The organism is Pseudomonas sp. IT-P294 (genome assembly GCF_949767865.1).
Taxonomy (GTDB): Bacteria; Pseudomonadota; Gammaproteobacteria; order Pseudomonadales; family Pseudomonadaceae; genus Aquipseudomonas.
In genome coordinates, this window is the sequence record NZ_CATKQW010000009.1 from 77586 (window position 1) to 97197 (window position 19612).

18 protein-coding genes are annotated in these 19612 nt (G+C 59.8%); 12 read left to right on the top strand and 6 right to left on the bottom strand.

The window, feature by feature from the left end; translation table 11 throughout:
* Positions 1–7: 7 nt before the first annotated feature.
* Genes ACM6I0_RS07005 through ACM6I0_RS07015 form a run of 3 tightly spaced genes read left to right on the top strand, consistent with a single transcriptional unit; the run spans position 8 to position 2507 of the window.
* On the top strand, positions 8–661 hold the full coding sequence (locus ACM6I0_RS07005) for an alginate O-acetyltransferase AlgF (protein WP_414921830.1): 654 nt from the start codon (positions 8–10) through the stop codon (positions 659–661).
* Positions 658–1647: an alginate O-acetyltransferase AlgX-related protein gene (locus ACM6I0_RS07010; protein WP_414921831.1), complete on the top strand. Its 990-nt coding sequence runs from the start codon at positions 658–660 to the stop codon at positions 1645–1647. The genes ACM6I0_RS07005 and ACM6I0_RS07010 overlap by 4 nt, the downstream gene beginning before the upstream one ends.
* Positions 1614–2507: a hypothetical protein gene (locus ACM6I0_RS07015; RefSeq protein WP_414921832.1), complete on the top strand. Its 894-nt coding sequence runs from the start codon at positions 1614–1616 to the stop codon at positions 2505–2507. The genes ACM6I0_RS07010 and ACM6I0_RS07015 overlap by 34 nt, the downstream gene beginning before the upstream one ends.
* 24 nt (positions 2508–2531) lie before the next feature.
* Here the strand turns inward: ACM6I0_RS07015 and ACM6I0_RS07020 are convergent, their stop codons facing one another.
* Positions 2532–3620 (bottom strand): NAD(P)H-dependent flavin oxidoreductase, encoded by a 1089-nt coding sequence (locus ACM6I0_RS07020; RefSeq protein ID WP_414921833.1) that lies wholly within the window; start codon positions 3618–3620, stop codon positions 2532–2534.
* Between ACM6I0_RS07020 and ACM6I0_RS07025 the strand changes: the two genes are divergently transcribed.
* The 4 genes from ACM6I0_RS07025 (at position 3565) to ACM6I0_RS07040 (ending at position 9002) form a co-directional block, all read left to right on the top strand.
* Complete coding sequence (locus ACM6I0_RS07025; RefSeq protein ID WP_285435170.1) at positions 3565–3711, top strand: hypothetical protein; 147 nt, start codon at positions 3565–3567, stop codon at positions 3709–3711. The two genes, ACM6I0_RS07020 and ACM6I0_RS07025, sit on opposite strands and share 56 nt — an antisense overlap.
* Before the next feature lie 311 nt (positions 3712–4022).
* A complete protein-coding gene (locus tag ACM6I0_RS07030; protein ID WP_285435135.1) occupies positions 4023–5069 on the top strand; it encodes a GlxA family transcriptional regulator in 1047 nt (348 codons plus the stop codon).
* Between the two features lie 221 nt (positions 5070–5290).
* Positions 5291–8113, top strand: a complete 2823-nt coding sequence (locus tag ACM6I0_RS07035; protein WP_414921834.1) for a 2-oxoglutarate dehydrogenase E1 component — start codon at positions 5291–5293, stop codon at positions 8111–8113.
* 121 nt (positions 8114–8234) lie between these two features.
* The gene (locus ACM6I0_RS07040; protein ID WP_414921835.1) at positions 8235–9002 is read left to right on the top strand and encodes a metallophosphoesterase; all 768 of its coding nucleotides are present in this window, start codon (positions 8235–8237) and stop codon (positions 9000–9002) included.
* 23 nt (positions 9003–9025) lie between these two features.
* Here ACM6I0_RS07040 and ACM6I0_RS07045 read toward each other — a convergent pair whose 3' ends face one another.
* Positions 9026–9505 carry a VOC family protein gene (locus tag ACM6I0_RS07045; protein ID WP_285435139.1) on the bottom strand — a complete coding sequence of 160 codons (480 nt, stop codon included), beginning with the start codon at positions 9503–9505 and terminating at the stop codon, positions 9026–9028.
* Between the two features lie 151 nt (positions 9506–9656).
* Here ACM6I0_RS07045 and ACM6I0_RS07050 point away from each other — a divergent pair, with 151 nt between their 5' ends.
* Positions 9657–10331, top strand: coding sequence for a class I SAM-dependent methyltransferase (locus ACM6I0_RS07050; RefSeq protein ID WP_414921836.1), 675 nt, complete (start codon positions 9657–9659; stop codon positions 10329–10331).
* An 8-nt stretch (positions 10332–10339) separates the two neighbouring features.
* Here ACM6I0_RS07050 and ACM6I0_RS07055 read toward each other — a convergent pair whose 3' ends face one another.
* The 3 genes from ACM6I0_RS07055 to ACM6I0_RS07065 all read right to left on the bottom strand — a co-directional run bounded on the left by ACM6I0_RS07055 (position 10340) and on the right by ACM6I0_RS07065 (position 14416).
* Positions 10340–12913, bottom strand: coding sequence for an EAL domain-containing protein (locus tag ACM6I0_RS07055; protein ID WP_414921837.1), 2574 nt, complete (start codon positions 12911–12913; stop codon positions 10340–10342).
* Between the two features lie 109 nt (positions 12914–13022).
* Complete coding sequence (locus tag ACM6I0_RS07060) at positions 13023–13412, bottom strand: c-type cytochrome (RefSeq protein ID WP_414921838.1); 390 nt, start codon at positions 13410–13412, stop codon at positions 13023–13025.
* Between the two features lie 38 nt (positions 13413–13450).
* Positions 13451–14416 carry a GlxA family transcriptional regulator gene (locus ACM6I0_RS07065; protein ID WP_414921839.1) on the bottom strand — a complete coding sequence of 322 codons (966 nt, stop codon included), beginning with the start codon at positions 14414–14416 and terminating at the stop codon, positions 13451–13453.
* A 105-nt stretch (positions 14417–14521) separates the two neighbouring features.
* Between ACM6I0_RS07065 and ACM6I0_RS07070 the strand changes: the two genes are divergently transcribed.
* Positions 14522–15091, top strand: coding sequence for an acyl-CoA thioesterase (locus tag ACM6I0_RS07070; RefSeq protein WP_414921840.1), 570 nt, complete (start codon positions 14522–14524; stop codon positions 15089–15091).
* Positions 15092–15142: 51 nt separating this feature from the next.
* Positions 15143–15445, top strand: coding sequence for a hypothetical protein (locus ACM6I0_RS07075; protein WP_285435156.1), 303 nt, complete (start codon positions 15143–15145; stop codon positions 15443–15445).
* On the opposite strand, the gene solA is transcribed toward ACM6I0_RS07075, so the two are convergent.
* On the bottom strand, positions 15435–16610 hold the full coding sequence (solA, locus tag ACM6I0_RS07080; protein ID WP_414921841.1) for an N-methyl-L-tryptophan oxidase: 1176 nt from the start codon (positions 16608–16610) through the stop codon (positions 15435–15437). The two genes, ACM6I0_RS07075 and solA, sit on opposite strands and share 11 nt — an antisense overlap.
* A 548-nt stretch (positions 16611–17158) precedes the next feature.
* On the opposite strand from solA, the gene ACM6I0_RS07085 reads away from it, so the two are divergent.
* A complete protein-coding gene (locus ACM6I0_RS07085) occupies positions 17159–17518 on the top strand; it encodes a DUF6124 family protein (protein ID WP_414921842.1) in 360 nt (119 codons plus the stop codon).
* A gap of 144 nt (positions 17519–17662) precedes the next feature.
* A complete protein-coding gene (locus ACM6I0_RS07090; RefSeq protein WP_285435160.1) occupies positions 17663–19351 on the top strand; it encodes a diguanylate cyclase in 1689 nt (562 codons plus the stop codon).
* The last annotated feature ends 261 nt before the right edge of the window (positions 19352–19612 follow it).

Below are 19612 nucleotides of genomic sequence, written 5' to 3' on the forward strand. Positions count from 1 at the left end.
GACTTGCATGAACGTTCGAATGTGTTTGTGGCTGGGTCTTGGCCTGCTCCCGATGGGGGCGCACGCCGCCTCTGAAATCGCCCAGCTGTATGCGCCAAAACTGCCGGAGGGTTCGGCCTGGTTACGCGTGGTCAATCCGTCCGACACGGCCCGGCAAGTGCGGGTGGACCAGGGCGCAAGCGTCGCCCTTTCCGCGCAAACCACGGTGGCCAGCCCTTTTCAGGTGGTGGACTCGCGACAGCCGCTGCACGTGACCGTCAATGGTCAGGAGATCAAAGGCCTGAGCGCACCGAAAAGTGCGTGGGTCACGTTGATCCTCGACAGCGACCCGACACGGGCGCCGCGCCTGGTGATCGATCCGCCGTTGCGCGGCAAGGACCTGCGCGCCGAACTGAATGTCTACAACCTGGCCAACGGTTGCGACAAGGCCGAGGTCAAACTGGCCAATGGCGCCCCTGTCTTCAATCAGCTGCCGTTCAACGGCCAGGCCCAGCGCACGATTAACCCGGTGCAAGCGACGCTGGTTGCCTCCTGCAATGAAACCGCGAGCCTGCCGTTGAAGCTCGCGCCCTTCAAAGCCGGTGACCGTTATAGCCTGTTCCTGGTCGGCTCCCGCCAGGCGCCACGCCTGATTGGCCTTGTCGACCAGAGCGCACCATGAACCTTCAATTGAAATCCGCTGGCCGCCCTCCTCGCCTGTCGATTCCCGGCATGATCGCCGGCCTGTTATTGAGCCTGTCCGGCGCCAGCGTCCAAGCGGCCTCGGCGGTGATCACTGGCGACGGCGGCTGGTTATTCCCGGCCTGGGAAAGCTTGAGCAAGGTCGACAACACCGGCATGGCCCGCAACATCGCGCTGGTCAAAACGCTCCAGCAGCAACTGCAACGCGAACACATCGGGCTGATCGTACTGGTCGTGCCCATGAAAGCGCCGTTCTACGCCCAACGCTTGCCCGCCGATCAGCCGCTGAGCTCAGCGGTGAAGCAGCGTTACGACAATTTGCAGAGTGACCTGACTCGCGCCGGCCTGACCACACTGGACATCAAGCCGATCCTGCAACGCACCGAGCTTGGCCAGCAGACTGCGTTTTACCGCGCCGACTACCACTGGACGGCCTGGAGCGCGGAAAACACCGCCGATGCCACCGCGCAACTGATCACCGAGCGTTACCGCCTGCAAGGTCAACCCGGGGGTGGCGCTGCATTGGGCCAGTGGTTCGAACGCCGTGCCTTCGGCGATCTGGCGAGTAACTTTCTGCCAGCGATCAAACGCAAGGCCATTGGTCGCGACATCTACACCGTGCGCCATCAGGCTGAGAACGACTTGCTGATCGATGATGCACCGGCGCCGGTTCAAGTCATCGGCAACAGCTTTGTCCAGCCTTACCTGGGCTTCACGCAAAAGCTTTCCAATGCCCTGGACCGTCCCGTTGCGCTGACCTGGAATCCCGGCGACGTCGGCCCGTGGGCTACGCTGCTGCAATACCTGGAGTCGGCGGATTTCGCCCAACACAAACCGCAAGTGATCGTCTGGCAATTCAACGAGGGCCAGTTCCACCTCGGCCCGGATGCGGCCGCCAACTGGAACGCCAAAGGCGTCACCTCGCTGAGCCAATGGCATCAACGTATCGACAAGGCACTGCCGTGAAGATTCTTGGCTACACCGTCAGCCGGGCAACACTTGCCGGACTTTTGTTCGCCGCCACTCTCGGTGCAGGTACCAGCATGCTCTATGTGACCCACAACAAGACCCTGGAACCTGGGATTGTCGGCATCGTCTGGCAGCCGGACAACAAGACTGTCGGCATCAATGGCCACTGGGAAAAACTTGGCGCACGTGAGCTGCTGGTGCAATGGACGGTTGTCGACGACCAAGCCTTTGTGGCCGGTACCGGCCTGCCCAGCGTACCGGTTCTGCCCGACTGGGCGCGCATCGCCAAGGCGCCGTGGGCGCAGGATGTGATCGTCGGACTGGCCGGTTACTTCAGCGAAAACCGCTCCCGCGACAACATCGAGCAACTGGCCGCGACCTCGGAGCGCATCGCCAAGTTGCCGACGCCGCTGCACGTCACCGGCTGGTATTTCCCCGCCGAAGTCGACCCCAGCTGGACCCGCGCCAAAGAACTCCCCGCCCTGCTGGCCAAGCTGCCGCGACCGTTGTGGATCAGCGTGTACGACGGCGCCAACATCGGCCCCGCCGCCACCGCCGACTGGCTCAAGCAATGGCTGCCCAATGACATCGGCGTGTTCTTCCAGGACGGCGTCGGTGTCTACGCCCGCACCGCACCCGTAGCCAAAACCTACGCCGACGCCCTGAGCCAACGCCTGGGCAAAGACCGCGTGCGAATCATCGTCGAAGCCTTCCGCCCCCGCTTCGGTGGCGGATTTCGCTCCGCGACCGCCGCCGAACTCAAGCCGCAACTGGCGGCGTATAACGGTTATCCGCTCTACCTGTTCGATGGGCCGCACTACGTGACGCCGGAGTTGGTCGATCAATTGGCGCAATAACGCAGCCCCTTCATCTACGCCGACTCAAATGGAACAGTGTCGGTGCAAAATTCTTGGGGTCTCGCTGACGAGTTCTTCCATCAACGCCTGCGCGCTGTCGTGACGAATCAGCGCGGCGGATTGTCCGGCCGACAGTGACACAAAACCATCGTGGCCTTGATTCAGTGCGGTTTTCCCCAATTGCCCCATGTACCAGGCCTGGACCGGATAAGGCGCGATAGTCGAATTCTCGCGACTCAGCTCACGAGTCATGACGTTTGGAAAACTCCTCGCCAGGCGCCCCGTGAAGGCTTTCGTCAACGTCGTTGATTGCGTTTGGCCCATGGACAGGGCTTGGCGATGCGGCACACTGGCCGCTGACTCTTTGCAGGCCAGAAACGCAGTGCCGATCTGCACGCCGTGCGCGCCCAACGCGAGGGCTGCCGCCACACCGCGCGCGTCCGCCACGCCGCCTGCAGCGATAACCGGCACTCGAACGTGATCCACGACTTGGGGAATCAAGGAAAACGTGCCGGTCAGCGACTCTTCGGCCGGTCGCAAGAACGACCCTTTGTGGCCACCAGCCTCAAACCCTGACGCCACAATGCAATCGACACCCGCCGCTTCCAGGACTTTCGCTTCCTGCACCGTGGTTGCCGTCCCCAGCGTCAAGATGCCCAATGACTTGCACGCCGCCATAATGGCGACCGGTGGAACGCCGAAAACGAAGCTGAAGACCGGTGGCTTGATCTCCAGCATGGCCTCTAACTGGTGACTCAGATCAGGAATGAACCGTTCTGGTCTGGCCGGAACGTCCTGACCCAGTTGCGCGTAATACGCACGCAAGAACTCACCGCTCAGATGCGCGTCTTGGGCGCTTGATTCCATCGCTTCGGCGTTGGACATCCACAGGTTGATGGCAAACGGTTTATCCGTGGCAAGACGAATCTGCCGGGCCGCTTCGATCATCTGTTCCGGTTCCAGCGACTGCATGCCAAAAGAGCCCAAACCGCCGGCATTGGATACGGTACTGACCAGCTCAACGGACGAAGGGCCGCCCCCAAAAGGACCTTGAATAATGGGAAACCTGATCCCCAGCAGTTTTGTTGCGGGCGTGTCGCACCACATCGGCATTCACTCCGGTTACCGACGTACACCGCCGGAAAAGTTATTGGGCCCGGACCGTTTCAAAAACATCGACCTGCCCGCAGAGCCTCTAGCCTAGGGGTAAACCGCGATGCATCGCCTGCTTTGCAGCTGCACTTTAGAGCCAATTCATAGCGATTTCCGGCCAGCGCCGAACGCACTTTAGAGACGCCAGTTAATCAACTGGCGGCGGTCGATAGCTTGTCTCTACAATCGCGGCGATGAAACGCAGTGCGCCTCCTGCGCGCAGATTGTGCGCGTTGAGAGCGCAAATGAAAGAGACAACACACGCTAACAGCGAGAGACTGTCGGGTACCCGCTGTGAAGCCGCCATGGATCCCGGAGCACACCGCTTTCACTCGCCCACGGAGGCCGAAAAGGAAGGTTCAGATGAGACTTGCACTGGTTGTTTTTGAGGGGGTCCAGGCGCTGGATGTTGCCGGCCCGCTCGATGTCTTTGCGGAAGCCAACTCGTTCCTGCCGGAAGGCCAGCGCTACGATGTCTCGATGGTTGGGGTGCAACCGGGAAATATACGCTGCTCAAACGGTATGGAGATTGTCGTTCCCTATCACTATCAAGATTATCCCGGCCATTGCGATCTGCTTCTGGTGGCAGGTGGTCCGAAAATGCCTGACGCACCGCCAGAGGAAGGTTTTCTGGATTGGCTGCGCTACCAGGCGGATGGTTCCCGGCGCTTTGGATCGGTGTGCAATGGCGCCTTCATGTTAGGCCACGCCGGCTTGCTGGATGGCCGCGAAGTCACCGCACACTGGAACCATGTGCAGCGCCTTGAAGATCAGTTTCCTCTGGCGCTGGTGCGCCCCGACAAAATCTTCGTGCGCGACTGCGACCTTTTCACCTGCGCCGGCGTATCAGCAGGCATTGATTTGTGCCTGTCGCTGATCGCTGAAGACTGGGGCAACGAACTGGCGGTCTCCGTGGCAAAACGCCTGATCGTGTACATCCACCGAGAGGGTGGGCAATCCCAGTCGAGTCCGTTCCTGGCCCTGCGCCCCGAAGAACATTCAATCGTCACCACCGTGATGCGCTACGTCACCGAGCACATCAGCGAAGCGATTTCCATGGACCAACTGGCGGACGCGGTCTCGGTGAGCCGTCGTACTTTCTCAAGGATTTTCTCCAAATACGCGGCGGTAACGCCTGCCGTTTTTGTTGAACAAGTGCGGGTCGACCATGCCCGCAAGATGCTTGAAGACACCGATGCCCCGCTGAAGACCATTGCATTCAATTGCGGCTTTCATAACTCGACGCATATGCGCATGATTTTTTCACGGCGCCTGAACACCACACCAAAAGAGTACCGAAGCCGCTATCGAAGCACCGAGCACCGTGCAGAAACAATAAACGTGAAGGCTTCGCCTGCGTTGAAACAGCCATTGAAAAAAATCAAGGCAGTCGCCACCGCGAACCAATGATCATCCAGTGCGCGGTGCTCTGCATCAAGGTTATCAAGCAGCGCTTTCAGGCCAGACTCGATCACTTTCCGGTCAAGTGCGAGCCACTTTCATTCGGGCGAACACTTGGCCAGGAATCGACTTTTATTGGCTGTAAACAGCAACACCTACCGCATGACCGACGTTCCTTTTTCGCTAGCATCGCTCTCACTAATCGAGGGTAGAAAAGCGAGGAATCAACGATGCAAAGCCAAAAAACTTCAGTCTTGTACGGTGGCAACGCCTCCTATGTTGAAGAACTGTATGAGTTGTTTCTCGCGGACTCCCTGGCCGTTTCAGAACAATGGCGCAGCTACTTTGAATCCCTTCGGCTGCCCCTCGAAGACGGCGAACTTCACATCGACGACATCGCGCACGCACCGATCGTCGAACAGTTTGTGCAACTCGCCCGCCGTACCGGACAACAGTCTCTGCCGGCCACGACTGCAGACCCGCAAGTCGCTCGCCGGCAGTTGGCGGCTCAATCATTGATCGCAGCGTTTCGCATGGTCGGCGCGCGGCGAGCCGACCTCGATCCGCTGCGATGGGCGCCCTCACCTCCCATGCCGCAACTGTCGCCGGTGTTCCACGGGCTGGAAAGTGGAGACCTGGCAAAAAAAATCGAACTGCCAGGCCAGCATTTCTGGAAAGGCGACGCCTCAGTCGCTGACCTGGTGTCGGCATTGGAGGCAACCTACTGTGGAACGCTGGGCACAGAGTTCATGTTCCTGAGCGATGCATCGGAGCGCGATTGGTGGCAACAACGCCTTGAGTCGACGCGCGCAAAACCGACGCTCGACACCGAGAAAAAACTGCGCATTCTTGAGCGTCTTTCGGCGGCGGAAGGTTTCGAGAAATACCTGCATATCCGCTACACCGGCCAAAAGCGCTTTTCGCTGGAAGGTGGCGAGTCGTTGATCGTGCTGCTGGACGAACTCATCAGCCATGGCGCGAAAAATGGCGTCCGTCATGTCGTCATGGGCATGGCTCACCGCGGCCGCTTGAATGTGCTGGTGAACACCGTTGGCAAGCCACCGGCGTATCTGTTCGACGAGTTCGAAAACAAGGCAGTGAATGTGCTGCCCGCCGGCGATGTGAAGTACCACAAAGGGTTCACGGGCAACATCGATACGCCGGATGGCGCGGTAAAAGTCGTGCTGGCCTTCAACCCTTCGCACCTGGAAATCGTCAACCCGGTGGTGCAGGGCATGGCTCGCGCTCAAAGCGAGCAGTACGAATTGTCTGAGCGCGGCGCGGTGCTGCCGGTAGAGATTCATGGCGACGCGGCCATTTCCGGCCAGGGCGTGGTCATGGAAACCTTGAGCCTGAGCTACACAAAGGGCTATGGCACCGGCGGCACCGTGCACATTGTGGTGAACAATCAGATTGGCTTTACCACCTCCGATCCGCAGGAAACCCGCTCCTCGTTTTTCTGCACCGACATCGCCAAGATGATCGAGGCGCCTGTCCTACACGTGAACGGGGATGATCCGGAAGCCGTCGTGCATGCGGTACAGCTCGCACTCGACTATCGCAAAGCGTTTGGCAAAAGCGTGGTGATCGACCTGGTCTGTTTCCGGCGCCACGGCCATCAAGAACAAGACACGCCGAACATTACCCAGCCGCTGATGTACCGATCGATCGGTACTCATCCGGGCATCCGTCAACTCTATGCCAATAAACTCGTCGCTTCAGGACTGCTCACTGACGAGGACGTCTCGTCTGTCGCGCAGACTTACCGCGATCACCTGGAAAGCGCGCAGTCTGATGCACTCGACGACAGCAGCGAAACCGGCTCCCTGGCAGTGGACACGGCTCACCCCCACAGCCAGGACACCGGCTTTTACTCGGCCCCTACACTGGAGCAGATCAAAGCGCTGGCCGCGCGCGTTTCGCAGCTTCCCGCCGACCTCAAACTGCACCCTCTTGTGGCCAAGGTCATCAAGGGCCGGCAGGAGATGGCAACTGCTGCAAAACCATTGGATTGGGGCATGGGTGAACACCTGGCCTTCGCTTCGGTGCTAGCGACAGGGGTTGATGTCCGACTCAGTGGCGAGGATAGCGAGCGAGGCACTTTCAGCCACCGGCACGCGGTGTTGAATCCACAGAATCGTGAAGTCCGTGGGCAGGGTAAATATCGCCCCTTGGACCACGTGGCCCCAGGGCAACAAGGTAGGTTTACGGTGATCAACTCGGTGCTGTCCGAAGCGGCGGTCCTGGCCTTCGAATACGGCTACACCATTGCTCGTCCTGACGCCTTTGTGCTGTGGGAAGCGCAATTTGGCGACTTCGCCAACGGCGCGCAGGTCGTCACCGATCAGTTCATTGCGGCGGGTGCCGCCAAATGGGGTCAGCACAGCGCATTGACCCTGTTGTTGCCTCACGGGCAAGAAGGTACGGGGCCGGAACACGCCTCCGCCAGGCTTGAGCGCTACTTGCAATTGTGTGCGCAAGACAACATGCGGGTGTGTCAGCCGACCACGCCGGTACAGTTCTTCCATTTGCTGCGACGTCAGGCGTTGCATGCCGCACCGCGGCCATTGATTGTGATGACGCCCAAATCCTTGCTGCGCCATCCAGAGGCGGTGAACGAACTGGAAGAGTTCACCACAGGCTCTTTCCAGGAGGTCATGGGTGAGCGGTATACCACGGCCGAACAGGATCAAAAGGTGACCCGTGTGATCGTCTGCTCGGGGAAAATCTACTATGAACTGCTGGCGCACCGTCGTGCCGTCAATGCAGAACACATTGCGTTGGTCCGTCTGGAACAGCTGTTCCCCTTCCCATACGAGGCCGTAGCTGAAGAGTTCGCGCGTTACAACAACCTGGAGTCGGTGGTCTGGTGCCAGGAGGAAGCCCGGAATCAGGGGGCATGGAAATTCGTCGATGATTATCTGCGCGACATCACCCCCGAGGCGGTCTCGCTGCGTTACGCCGGCCCCCCACCCGGTGCGTCCACGGCGCCTGGCACTATGAGCATGCACGTTGAGCAGCAAAACCTGGTCCTGCAAAGCGCGTTTGCTTAAGAAGACAAGGGCGCCCTCTCGCTCCCATCGTGGGGTCGTGAGGGCGTCGCCACACTTGTCGCCAGCAGCGATGACCGCGTAACGTGCACAGGCTGCCCTTCATTCAGTCAGGAGTTGATCAATGCGCATCGCCTTGCTGTCCGACATCCACTTGTCCGTCAACGCAATCCCCTTTCCCGAAGTGGACGCCGACATTGTGGTGCTCGCCGGCGATATCTCCCGCCCGGCACGGGCCATTGAGTGGGCCAGTTCCTGCCCTTTGCCGATCGTGTATGTGGCGGGCAACCACGAGTTTTATGGCAGTGACCTGGTCTCGACCTATGCGCATTTCAAAAGCTTGACCCAAGGCACGCAGATCCACGTGCTGGAACGCTCGCAGTACATCCACAAAGGCGTGCGATTTTTGGGTTGCACCTTGTGGTCCGACTATCGTCTTTTCGATGACCCGGAGGAGCGAGCCCACGGCATTGCTCTGGCAACAAACGTGATCAGGGATTTCACCCACATAAAAATCTCACCCGATTTCGACGATCCCTTCACCCCGGCAGTGTCCCAACTGCTGTTCTTGCAGACCGTCGCCTGGCTGGAAGAATGCTTCCGCCAGGACTCTAAGATTCCCACCGTGGTGGTTTCGCATTTCGCACCGACACGGTTGAGCATCAGCCCGCTTTTCCAGCGCTCTGCGATTAACGCGAGTTTCGTTTCAGACCTCGAGTCCCGCATCCAGGACTGGCAGCCGGCGCTCTGGCTACACGGTCACACCCACGGGAGCTTTGACTATCGGATCGGCAACACCCGCGTCATGTGCAATGCCCGTGGCTATGCAAAAGATGGCATCAATGAAAATCCTCACTTTGATGACGCCTGCGTGATTGATCTGGATGTTTGAGGCGAGGCCCTCGCCATGCGGAGTCAGCCCTTAACAGCCGCTTCGATTGCCGCGACGTCGATTTTTCCCATCTGCATCATGGCGTTGAACGCACGCTTGGCCGCCGCTTGATCAGGGTTGTTGATCGCATCCGTCAGGACGCGAGGCGTGATCTGCCACGAGATGCCCCATTTGTCCTGGCACCAGCCACAGACGTTTTCCGCGCCGCCGTTGCCGACGATTGCGTTCCACAAACGGTCGGTTTCGGCTTGGTCGTCGGTCGCCACCTGGAACGAAAAAGCCTCGTTGTGCTTGACCCCTGAACCGCCATTCAACCCAAGGCAAGGGATGCCCATCACTGTGAACTCGACCGTCAAGACATCGCCCTGCTTGCCCGCCGGGTAGTCGTCAGGCGCGCGAAGAATGGTGCCCACGGCGCTGTCGGGAAAGGTCTTGGCGTAGAACGTCGCAGCGTCCAGCGCAGTGCCGTCGTACCACAGGCAAATCGTGTTTTTGCTGACCATTTCGGATCTCCAGAATCGGGAGTGAATGATCATTCTAGTAGAGCCGCCAACCGAGCTACTTCGCCCGTCCGCAAAACTGACCAAACGCAGTTGCGTCCAGTTGCACGCACTTGTCCTATTCTGTATCCAGCCAACCACTCTGGACACCGACATGCCCGCCCCCGAATCCAACCTTCTGCAAAGCTGGCACCACAACGCCCAACCCTGGATCGAAGCCATCCGCGGCGGCACCATCGAAAGCCGCCTGCAGGTCACCGACCAGGCCATCTTGCTCGCGGTGCTGGGCCGCCAGCCTGCGCGGGTGTTGGACCTGGGATGTGGCGAAGGCTGGCTGCTGCGTGCTTTGGCTGAACGAGGCATCGAAGTGGTCGGTGTCGATGGCGATGCAACGCTGGTCGAGGCAGCGCGAGTGGCGGGCTCTTCACCCGTGCATGTGGCAAGTTATGAGGCGTTGGTGGATTCGACGGTGGACATTGGTCGCGACTTCGACCTGATCTGCGCCAACTTCGCCCTCCTGCATCAGGACATCATCCCGCTGCTCGCCGCGATGAACACCCTGCTCGCCCCTGGCGGCGCGCTGGTGATCCAGACGCTGCATCCATGGACCGCCGCAGGAGATGACTATCAGGATGGCTGGCGCGAAGAGACTTTCGCCGGGTTCAAGGGCCAATGGAAACCGATGCCGTGGTATTTCCGCACCCTGTCCAGTTGGCTCAATGCCCTGGACATGGCCGGTTTTCAGTTGACTGCCTTGCAGGAGCCGCAACACCCGCAAAGTCCTGTGCCGCAGTCGTTGTTGATGGTGGCTGAGCCAAAGACGCGTTAAACAGCGCTTCAGCTGACTTCTTCTTCCCTGACACCGACCAAGGTATTGAACGCCTCAACATCCAGCGGCCTGCTCAGGAAGTAGCCTTGACCTTCATCGCATGACACCGCCTTGAGCAACTTCAGTTGTTCAGCGGTTTCGATGCCCTCCGCCGTCACGGTGAGTGCCAGCGCACGCCCCAGGCCGACGATGGCCTGGATAATCGCCTTGTCATCCTCGCTTTCATCGAGCCGGTTCAAAAAGCTGCGGTCTATCTTCAGGCCATCGAAAGGAAACGCGCGCAGATAGCTCAGCGAAGAATACCCGGTGCCGAAATCGTCCATCGCTATGCGCACGCCAAGGCGTTTCAGTGTGCGCATGATCTCCAGTGCGCCTGAAGCGTCTTCGAGCATGACGCTTTCGGTAATTTCCAGTTCTACGCGGGCGGGGTCGATGCCAGAGTCGTCGAGCGATTGCTGAATACGCTCGATCAGATTGCCCTGTTTGAACTCGGTCGGTGACAGGTTGACGGAGACGAACAGACTGTCCGGCCATTGAGCGGCGCTGGTGCAGGCGGTATTGAGCACCCAGTTGCTCAAGGCAAGTATCAGCCCAGATTCTTCGGCAATGGGGATGAATGTGTCGGGGGAGATCAAGCCGTGCTGGGGATGTTTCCAGCGTACCAAGGCTTCGGCGCCGACCATCTTTCCGTCGGCGATTCGATAGCGGGGCTGGAAATGCAGGCGCAGTTCGCCGTGCTTGATCGCGAAACGCAGATCGTTTTCCAGGCGACGACGCTCAATGATCTTGGCATTCATATCACCGGCGTAAAAACGCCAGGTGTTACGACCCGCGGCCTTGGCCTCGTACAGGGCAATGTCCGCATAACGCAGCAGTTCGGCCGCTTTGCTCGCGTCGTTTGGCGCCATGGCGATGCCGATACTGGCGCTGACAAACACCTCTTGCTCATCGATCGCGACCGGCCGCTCGATGGATTCGATCAGGCGATGACAGAGTGCCTCGACTTCGTCCTGGGAACTGACGTCGGTGAGGATCAACACAAACTCATCCCCGCCGACTCGGGCGACAAGGTCGCCGTGGCGTACGCAATCCGCCAGGCGGCTCGACACTTCATTCAGAACAAGATCGCCTGCCGCGTGTCCAAGCAAGTCGTTGACCGGTTTGAACCGATCCAGGTCCAGGCTGAGCATGACCAGCGGTGAATCTTCGCTTGGCATTGCCTTGAGCTTACCGTCAAGAAACTCCTGCAGACGTGTCCTGTTGGGTAGCCCGGTCAGGGAATCATGCTGTGACAGAAACTCGATGCGTCGACGGGCTTCGACTTCTTCCGTCACATCAGTGGCTGTACCCCGGAACCCTTTACAGGGCATGTCTCGGGCCGAGAGACGAGTGATTCGCTCCCGTCCCTGGGGATCCACGTAGCGACACTGGATAGTGATATCGGGACGCCGGTTCGGGAGGCTCAGCCACTGAGATAATCGGCCTGATTCAGTACCCAGCAGATCATCCATTGGCGCACCAATCCAGGCATTCTTAGAAAGTCCGGTGACGGCCTCAAATCGCTCCGACAGATAAGTGAAACGCCAGTTCGCATCGATTTCCCAGACCCAGTCCGAGCTGGCCTCGACCACGTCGCGAAAACGCGCTTCGCTGGTGGCAAGGGCCTCCTGACTGTTACGCAGCGATGCGTAGCTGGCGTCCAATGTGAGCGCAGCGACAGTCGCGCGCCGCAATATCACCCAGGTCATCAGGCACACCAATAACGCGGCGATGCCAATCAACGGCAACCCTATTCCCAACAAGCGCAGACCGGGCCTGGACGAAACCCAACGCAGATTGCCGACGGTGCCGTCATCGCCCAAGGCAAAGAGCGACTTTGGATCAACGTCATCGGCGGTGGCGACATGCAAGCCATTTACCCCGAAATCGTTGCCTATCGCCTGGAGTTTGGCGTCTTCCAGCATGTCCACGAAAATCAGCACCGACGGCAGTCGGTCATCCGCCGTCACGGTCGGATCCGTCCCCGGTGTAATCGCGGCGGCCGCAACGAGGGCCGGTACGCCGCCAATTTTGACGAAGGCGGTGATCGGCGTTTCTGATTCCGCGCCCGCACGCGCCTTGTCGAGAATCGAGTCAACGGAATGCCCAAGCCACTGGGCGAGCTCGACGGATTTCAGCTCGCCTTTGACGACCGAGTAAACCGTGCGGTTGACGTCATTGACGACAAACAGGCCCTGGATGCCAAAATCCGCGTAAAGCGTGGAGCCAACGTTTTGTCGCACGAAGGCCCAATTGGGGTCCACTTGGGTGTGCAGGTGCTTGTATGCATCACCCCAAAATGCGTAATCCTTGACGGTCAGGCGCAGGGATTTTTCCAGCGATTGCACCGCTTTCTGCGTGTAGAAAGCACTTTCGGCCTCCTCCGTATGGTCTAAATCCCGGGCAAGAAAAACCAGTGAAACGCTGGCCAGCAAAAACACACCGGCCAGTAATCCCACGAACTTGAATAGAGAGGCCCGAGCCAACGATACGCTCGTACGGTTGGAGAGGGAGGAAACGATAGAAGCGAGATTGTTCGGCATGATTTACCGCAGGTCGTTGGTGCAAGGCGCTTGCATACAACGCTATCGGCGGCGTTGGGAGATCTATGAGCGATCTCGTTTTCTAAGCCGCCATTTGCGACAGAAGGCTCTATTGCGGCTGAAACGTCTGAAGATACGCCAACAGGTTGTCGACTTTTTCCGGATCGCTGAGCCCCCAGAAAATCATGCGGGTGCCGGGCACGACGGATTTTGGCGCTTCAAGGTAGGCGGTCAGGGTTTCGCGGGTCCAGACGATGCCGGCTGATTTCATGGCATCGGAGTATTGGTAATCCGGGGTGCTGCCGGAATGACGGCCAAATATGCCGTTGAGCTGCGGCCCGAACGAACCTCGCGCCGATTCGCCGACCTGATGGCAGCCGCCGCACAGACGCGGGAACAATTTCGCGCCTGCTTCAGCATCGCCGGCCGCGTGAGCGGGTGCGCCTGACAACCCGGCGTGGAGTACCAAGGCCAAGATGAGTGCTGCGGCTTTGTTCATCTGTTGCTCCGAAAAATCTGTGGCTTGTCACGGGTGAGTCAATTGGCGGCCGGTTGAAACTTCTTCCGGTAAGCCGCCGGGAGCAAACCTACGCGCTGGCGGAAGAGTCTACGGAATGAATTACCGTCTTCGTAGCCCACGGCGTAAGTGATGCTGTCCAGGGTCATGCGGGTGGATTCGAGCAGTTGCTTGGCTTTTTCCAGGCGCAGCGTTTGCAGGTAGGTAATGGGCGTGTAGCCCGTGGCGTCCTTGAAGCGCCTTTTGAAGTTGCGCACGCCAAACCCGAATCGCTGGGCGACATCATCAATCAGCAGCGGCTGATCGAAGTGCTGCTCCAACCAGTTTTGCGTGCGCAGGATGTCACTGTCCCCGTGGTTCTTCGGCAATGACCACATGACATACACCGACTGCTCGCTGCGCACCGTGTCGACCAGCAAGTATTTGCCACACTTTTGCGCCAGCTCCAATGAGGCGAAACGGCGCACCAGGTGCAGCAAAAGGTCCATGGCGGCACTCGCGCCACCGCTGGTGATCACGCGATTGTCTTCGCAGAGGATCTGCGTTTCCTCCAGGCAGGCTTGGGCATAGCGACGACGAAACAGGTCTGCAAACGCCCAGTGCGTGGTCGCCCGGACACCGTCCAGCAAGCCTGCTTCGGCCAGCATGAACGCCGCCGTACACATTGACGCCACCACCGCGCCCTGTGCGTGTTGTTGACGCAGCCAAGGCCCGTGGGCCGAAAAGGTCGGCAAGGCGTCCTTCAAGGTGAAAAGAAATCCGGGAATCAACACCAGATCGGTTCGCGGGATCTTGCCGGTGGACCGATCCACCCGCAGCATCTGCCCTCCCCACGCGGCGACATCATCGCCATCAAGGGAAGCGGTCATCACATCAAAAGGCGCGCCGGCCGTGTCGGCAAACAGATTCGCGGCGCTGAGGACTTCCAGGGCCATGGTTGCGCTGGCGGCGGAACATTGGTCCGCGAGTAAAAGCGTGACATGCATACAGGACCTCGTTGCGCTTTTCGCATGTAATAAGTCATTTGCGCACCTACCTTACCCGATTCCTGCGCCGTAAAGTGCCGGGGTCATTCAATCTTCGGCGTACTTATGAATCTCTGGTTCCGACTGTTTCTCATGCTGTTTCGTCGTCCGTGGCGCAAGCCGGTCGACGCCCTGGCTACCACCGTCATCCGCCTGCGCGTATGGCCGCTCGACCTCGACCTCAACCGCCACGTGACCAATGGCCGCTATTTCACCCTGGCCGACATCGGACGCTTGGACTATGTGCTACGCAGTGGCGCATTCCGGGTGGCGCTGCGCAATAAAGCCGTGCCGATCGTGGGCGATACCTGGGGCAAGTTCCGTCGCGAGCTCAAGCTGTTCGAAGCGTTCGAGATCCACACGCGGATGCTTGGCTGGGACGATAAATGGAGCTTTATGGAGCACCGCTTCATCAGCAAGGGACGCGTGGTCGGCGTGGTCGTGATGCGCGGACTGTTTCGCGCGGGCAAAGGCCAGGTTGCTCCCGGCGAGTTCGCCCGGGAGCTGGGTCTGGCGCAACAGTCGCCGTCGATGCCCGCGTGGCTGACAGACTGGTCGCAAAGCTGTAACGACATGAGCCGTGAGCTTCGAGAGGAAGAAGGTCAGCCCGCCCGGCGCCCGCAGGCGGTCGAATAAGTTGAGTGCGCCCGTTATCCTGTGTCTCCCGATATTTCACCGGAGACACCTGTGCCACCCCTGACCGCCCGCGAGGTTTACCAGCCATTGCGCGATGCCGCGCTGCAAGTCCGGCCGCTAAAGCGCCTCGACGAACAGCCCGAACCTGGCCATGTGCACATCGATATCGAAGGCTGGCGCCTGAGCCTCCTCTTCGAGGGCAATCGCCTGCGCCACTGCCAACGATGCCAAAGCCCGGACGGTCGCACAGGTGAGCTCGACAGCTGGCAACGTTACGGCACCGATCCGGTGAGTTTGCTCAGCACCTGGGAGCTGGCGCAGATTGAACGGCTGTGCGCTGAAGTCACTCAATAACGCCCTCAAAGCGCTTCAACGAAAACGCCGACAGATCCAGGTCACTGCTGCCCCGCACACACCATTGCGCCAACGCCTCCCCCAGCGCGGCGGAATGCTTGAAGCCATGCCCGGAACAGGCGGACACCACCAGGGTATTTTTCAGTGAGGGATGCTCGTCGATGATGAAGTGGCTGTCCGGCGTCACGGTGTAGGCACACACCGCCGACTTGGCGACCCGCGAGCTGACACCGGCGATCTTGCCGCGCACGTGGGTGTCGAACATCTCTTGTGCTTCGGCGGCGCTGACGGTTCTGTCCAGCGTATCGGGCGACGATTGTTCGCTGTACTGCTCGGTCGCGACTTTCAGGCTGTTCTCGCCGGGCAAGGGGGGAAAACCATAGCTTGCATCATCGCCGGCCCCCTGATGGCGGATGAACGTCGGCGAGACCGGCGCAAATTGTGCCGTTTCTTCCAGCTCGAACCAGAACAGTGTCTGACGACACACCCGCAGCAAACGGTCGAAGGGGGCGCCGAGCAAATCCTGGGACCACATGCCGGCGCTGATCACCACCTTGTCGGCAACGATCGTGCGCTGATCGGTCGTGATCGTGACGCCCTGCTCGTCCGAGCGGATCTGCGTGACGGTTTCGCCCTTGAGCAGCGTTGCGCCCAGTGCTTCGGCGAGCTGCAGCTGCACGGCAATGCAGCGCTCGGGCCGGACATAGCCGCCACTGGGTTCGAAGTAGCCGACCGCTGTGTCCAGCACCGGTGAAAACTGCGGGAAGCGCTGGCGAATCTGCTCCGCCGACAACCGCTCGTGTTCGATGCCGTGGGTTTGCGCCAAGTGCAGGGTGCGGTGGGTGAAGTCGCTGGCATCGTCAGCGTCGTAGTCGGGGCCAGAGGTCATGACCAGCACGCCACATTGTTCGAACAGCGACTCGCCGGACAACGCTTCGAGTTCGCGCCAGATTCGGTGGGAATTGCGCACGATGGGCAGATAGACGGCGCCCTCCCCGACCGAAAGCCGGGTGATACGCGTGTCGCCGTGACTTGAGCCTTGATCGTGGGGAGGATGGTGGCGGTCGACGCCGATCACATTAACGCCGGCCTTGGCCAGTTGATACAGAGTGGCAGCGCCCATCGCGCCCATGCCGAGAACCGCTACTTCACACCGATGTTCCATCCATGCCCCCATCGAAAACCAGATGATTGAAAAGCCGACAGCATAGGCGGTTCGTTCTGATTTTTCAGTGGCGGCACAGATGATCTCCAGCAACATCGCAAACGCCGGATTGTCGTTGTTCTCTCGGTTCGGGAAGGTTGGAGGGGTTGAGCTGGTTCGGGTCGAGTCAGAATTCGCTGGGGTTTATCGAGGTTTAAACATCGCCGGAAGGTGTCTGTTTAAGCGAGCTCAAGGTTACGTCCTGAAAGCTACAAAACCTTGCGCCGTTGCCTACGACTGCACCAGAATCCACCGGCTTGTGCGCCTGGGGGCTGCTCGGTAACTTGATTCCCGTCACTGCTCATCAGTGATCGGGTTTAGTCGCCCGGGTTAACTCAGTTGCGTGCATCTGTCATTCAGGACTTTCATTCCTGTACTTGATGGTGGCTGTACGCAGGGCGCCCTCGGGCGCGCCGGATTGCTGAGTTTCCCGGTCGACTAACCTGCGTGCAGCTGCCTCCCCTTTGTTTAGTCGCAAAAAGGGCGGCACCCAATTGGAAACTCAGCATATGTTCAAAGTAACGCCCAACCCACCGGACACCGATCCGGCCTCCCCGTATGAACCCGATTCAAAAAAATTCCACGAAGCCGCCGAGCGAGCGCTTGACTACCACTTCCCGTCGAACGCCGACATCAAAGCCGCACCGCGAATCCGTAGCACCCTGTTTTCCGTTGACCCTGAGGCCACGGCCGAAACTTTGGCGGTGTATCTGGTCGAGACGCTGGCCTCGGTCGACGTGATGGTCCATCAGTTGGTGGATCATCTGGAGGGTGAATCGCGTTATGCCCTGCTGGGGATTTCCAACAGCATCATGGTCGCGGAGATCACCGCGAATCGGGTGCTGGATAAGATCGATCCGCCGGCGTAGAGGCGGTTTGCTGTGCAGCGGTCCCTTTTGGGGGCCGCTATCGCAAGAGGCTCTTTCCCAAAGGGCCATGAAAGCGCCGCCACTGGCCGCGCGCCCTCCATTGCGCATACCATGCGCGACTCTAAAAAATTCAGATAGGCCCCCATGATCAAAGCCAGTCTGCGCAGCCACCTGACACTTTGGTTTGCCGGTTTGTCGCTGCTTACGCTGCTGAGCGTGGGTTTCTATGTCGGCCACATCGCCACCGAGCAGATGAAGCAGGCAAGCGGCAATGCCTTGTTGAGCACCGCCCGATCTGCCGCTGAGCTGTTGGGCGCGCAGTTGCGTGAGCGGCAGCTCGAAGTGTCCCTGCTCAGTCGCGCCCCGCTGTTCAGGCATGGTGACCTCGACGATCCGGACATCCTGTCGTCGATGGAACTGCGTTCGCAGTCCCGCGCCGAGTATGCGTGGATGGGCGTGGCGGACGCCGACGGACGCGTGCGCCAGGCTGTAAATAATCTGCTGGTCAATCAATCGGTAAAAGAACGCCCCTGGTTTCAGGCCGGGTTGCGCGGCGCCTATACCGGCGATCCTCACGAGGCGGTCTTGCTGGCCAAACTGTTGCCGGGCACCGCCAATGGCGAGCCGCTGCGCTTCATCGATTTCGCCGCGCCGATACGCAATGCCGAGGGCCAGGTGATCGGCGTGCTGGGCGCTCATGCCCATTGGAGCTGGGTGACGCGCATTGTCGACGCAGCCGTGCTGCACAAAGGCACGACGCCTGAGGTGCAAGCACTGATTGTCGACCACGACGGCAAAGTGCTCTACCCGGAATCGCTCATGGGGCAACAACTGGCCAACATGCCGCAGGCACAGGAAAACCATTCCGACACTTCGGGCTGGTCAGTGGGCAATGGCTACCTGACCAGCGTTGTCGCCGTGCCGACGCCATCGAGTACGAACCTTGCGTGGTACATCGCTGTTCGACAGCCGCTGGACATTGCGCTTGAGCCGGCACGTATCCTGTTTTACAAGTTGCTGATGCTGGGCGTCATGGCCGCCATCGTGTTCGCGCTGGTGGCGTACTACCTGGCGCTGTACCTCAGCCGTCCGATAGAGCTGCTGGCCAAGTCGGCCCAACAAGTCCAGAACCAACAGCCCGGCGCGACGTTCCCCCGGGAACATTCGGTGCTGGAAATCGCCCAGCTTGGCCAGTCTCTTCAGGGCATGACTCAGTCTTTGCTCGGCAAGGAGCGCGAGTTGCAGGAGGCCAACGCCTCGCTGGAAGCCACCGTCGCCCAACGCACCGCCGCCCTCACCCAGGCCAATGCCGACCTGTTGAAACTGGCCACCCATGACGCGCTGACGGGCGTGTACAACCGGCGGCGGTTCGACGAGAAACTGGTCGAGTGCAGCCTGCTGTATCAACGCACCGGACGCCCGTTTGCGTTGCTGTTCATCGACGCCGATCACTTCAAGCAAATCAACGACACCCACGGTCATGCCATCGGTGATGAAGTGCTGCACCAACTGGCCCGCCTGATTCAGGACAATACCCGCGCCACGGATTTCGTGGCCCGCTACGGTGGCGAGGAATTTGCGGTGCTGTTGCCGGAAGTCGAGGAGCCCGAGAGCCCCGAGATCGTGGCAGAAAAGATCCGCGCCGCGATCGCCACCGCTACCTTTGCCTCGGTCGGTGGTCAGGTCACGGTCAGTATCGGCATTGGCCTTGCCGAAACTTCCGATAGCAACGCCACGGCGCTGATCAATCGCGCCGATCAGCAGCTCTATCAGGCGAAGCGGGCGGGAAGGAATCGGGTGTCTCGCAATGCCGGCGTTGCTGACCGCCACTGACTGCCGCGATTTCTTGACTTCCAGCACAGAAAAAGCCCGGGGGAATCGTAATGCTGGGGGTGTTTTGGGGTTTGGGGTTTGGGGTTTGGGTACATATCCGTTTTTTTGGTAATGGCGGCTATTGGTTCCGCTCTTACAGCGGGTCACTTGGAAAAGCGCCAAGTAACCAAGCGCTTTTGCCCCTGACGTTCGGTGCCTCGCTGTGGCTCGGCATGCCCTCGCTCCGGTCCTGCTCCGTGGGCCCGCCGCCATCGGCCATCC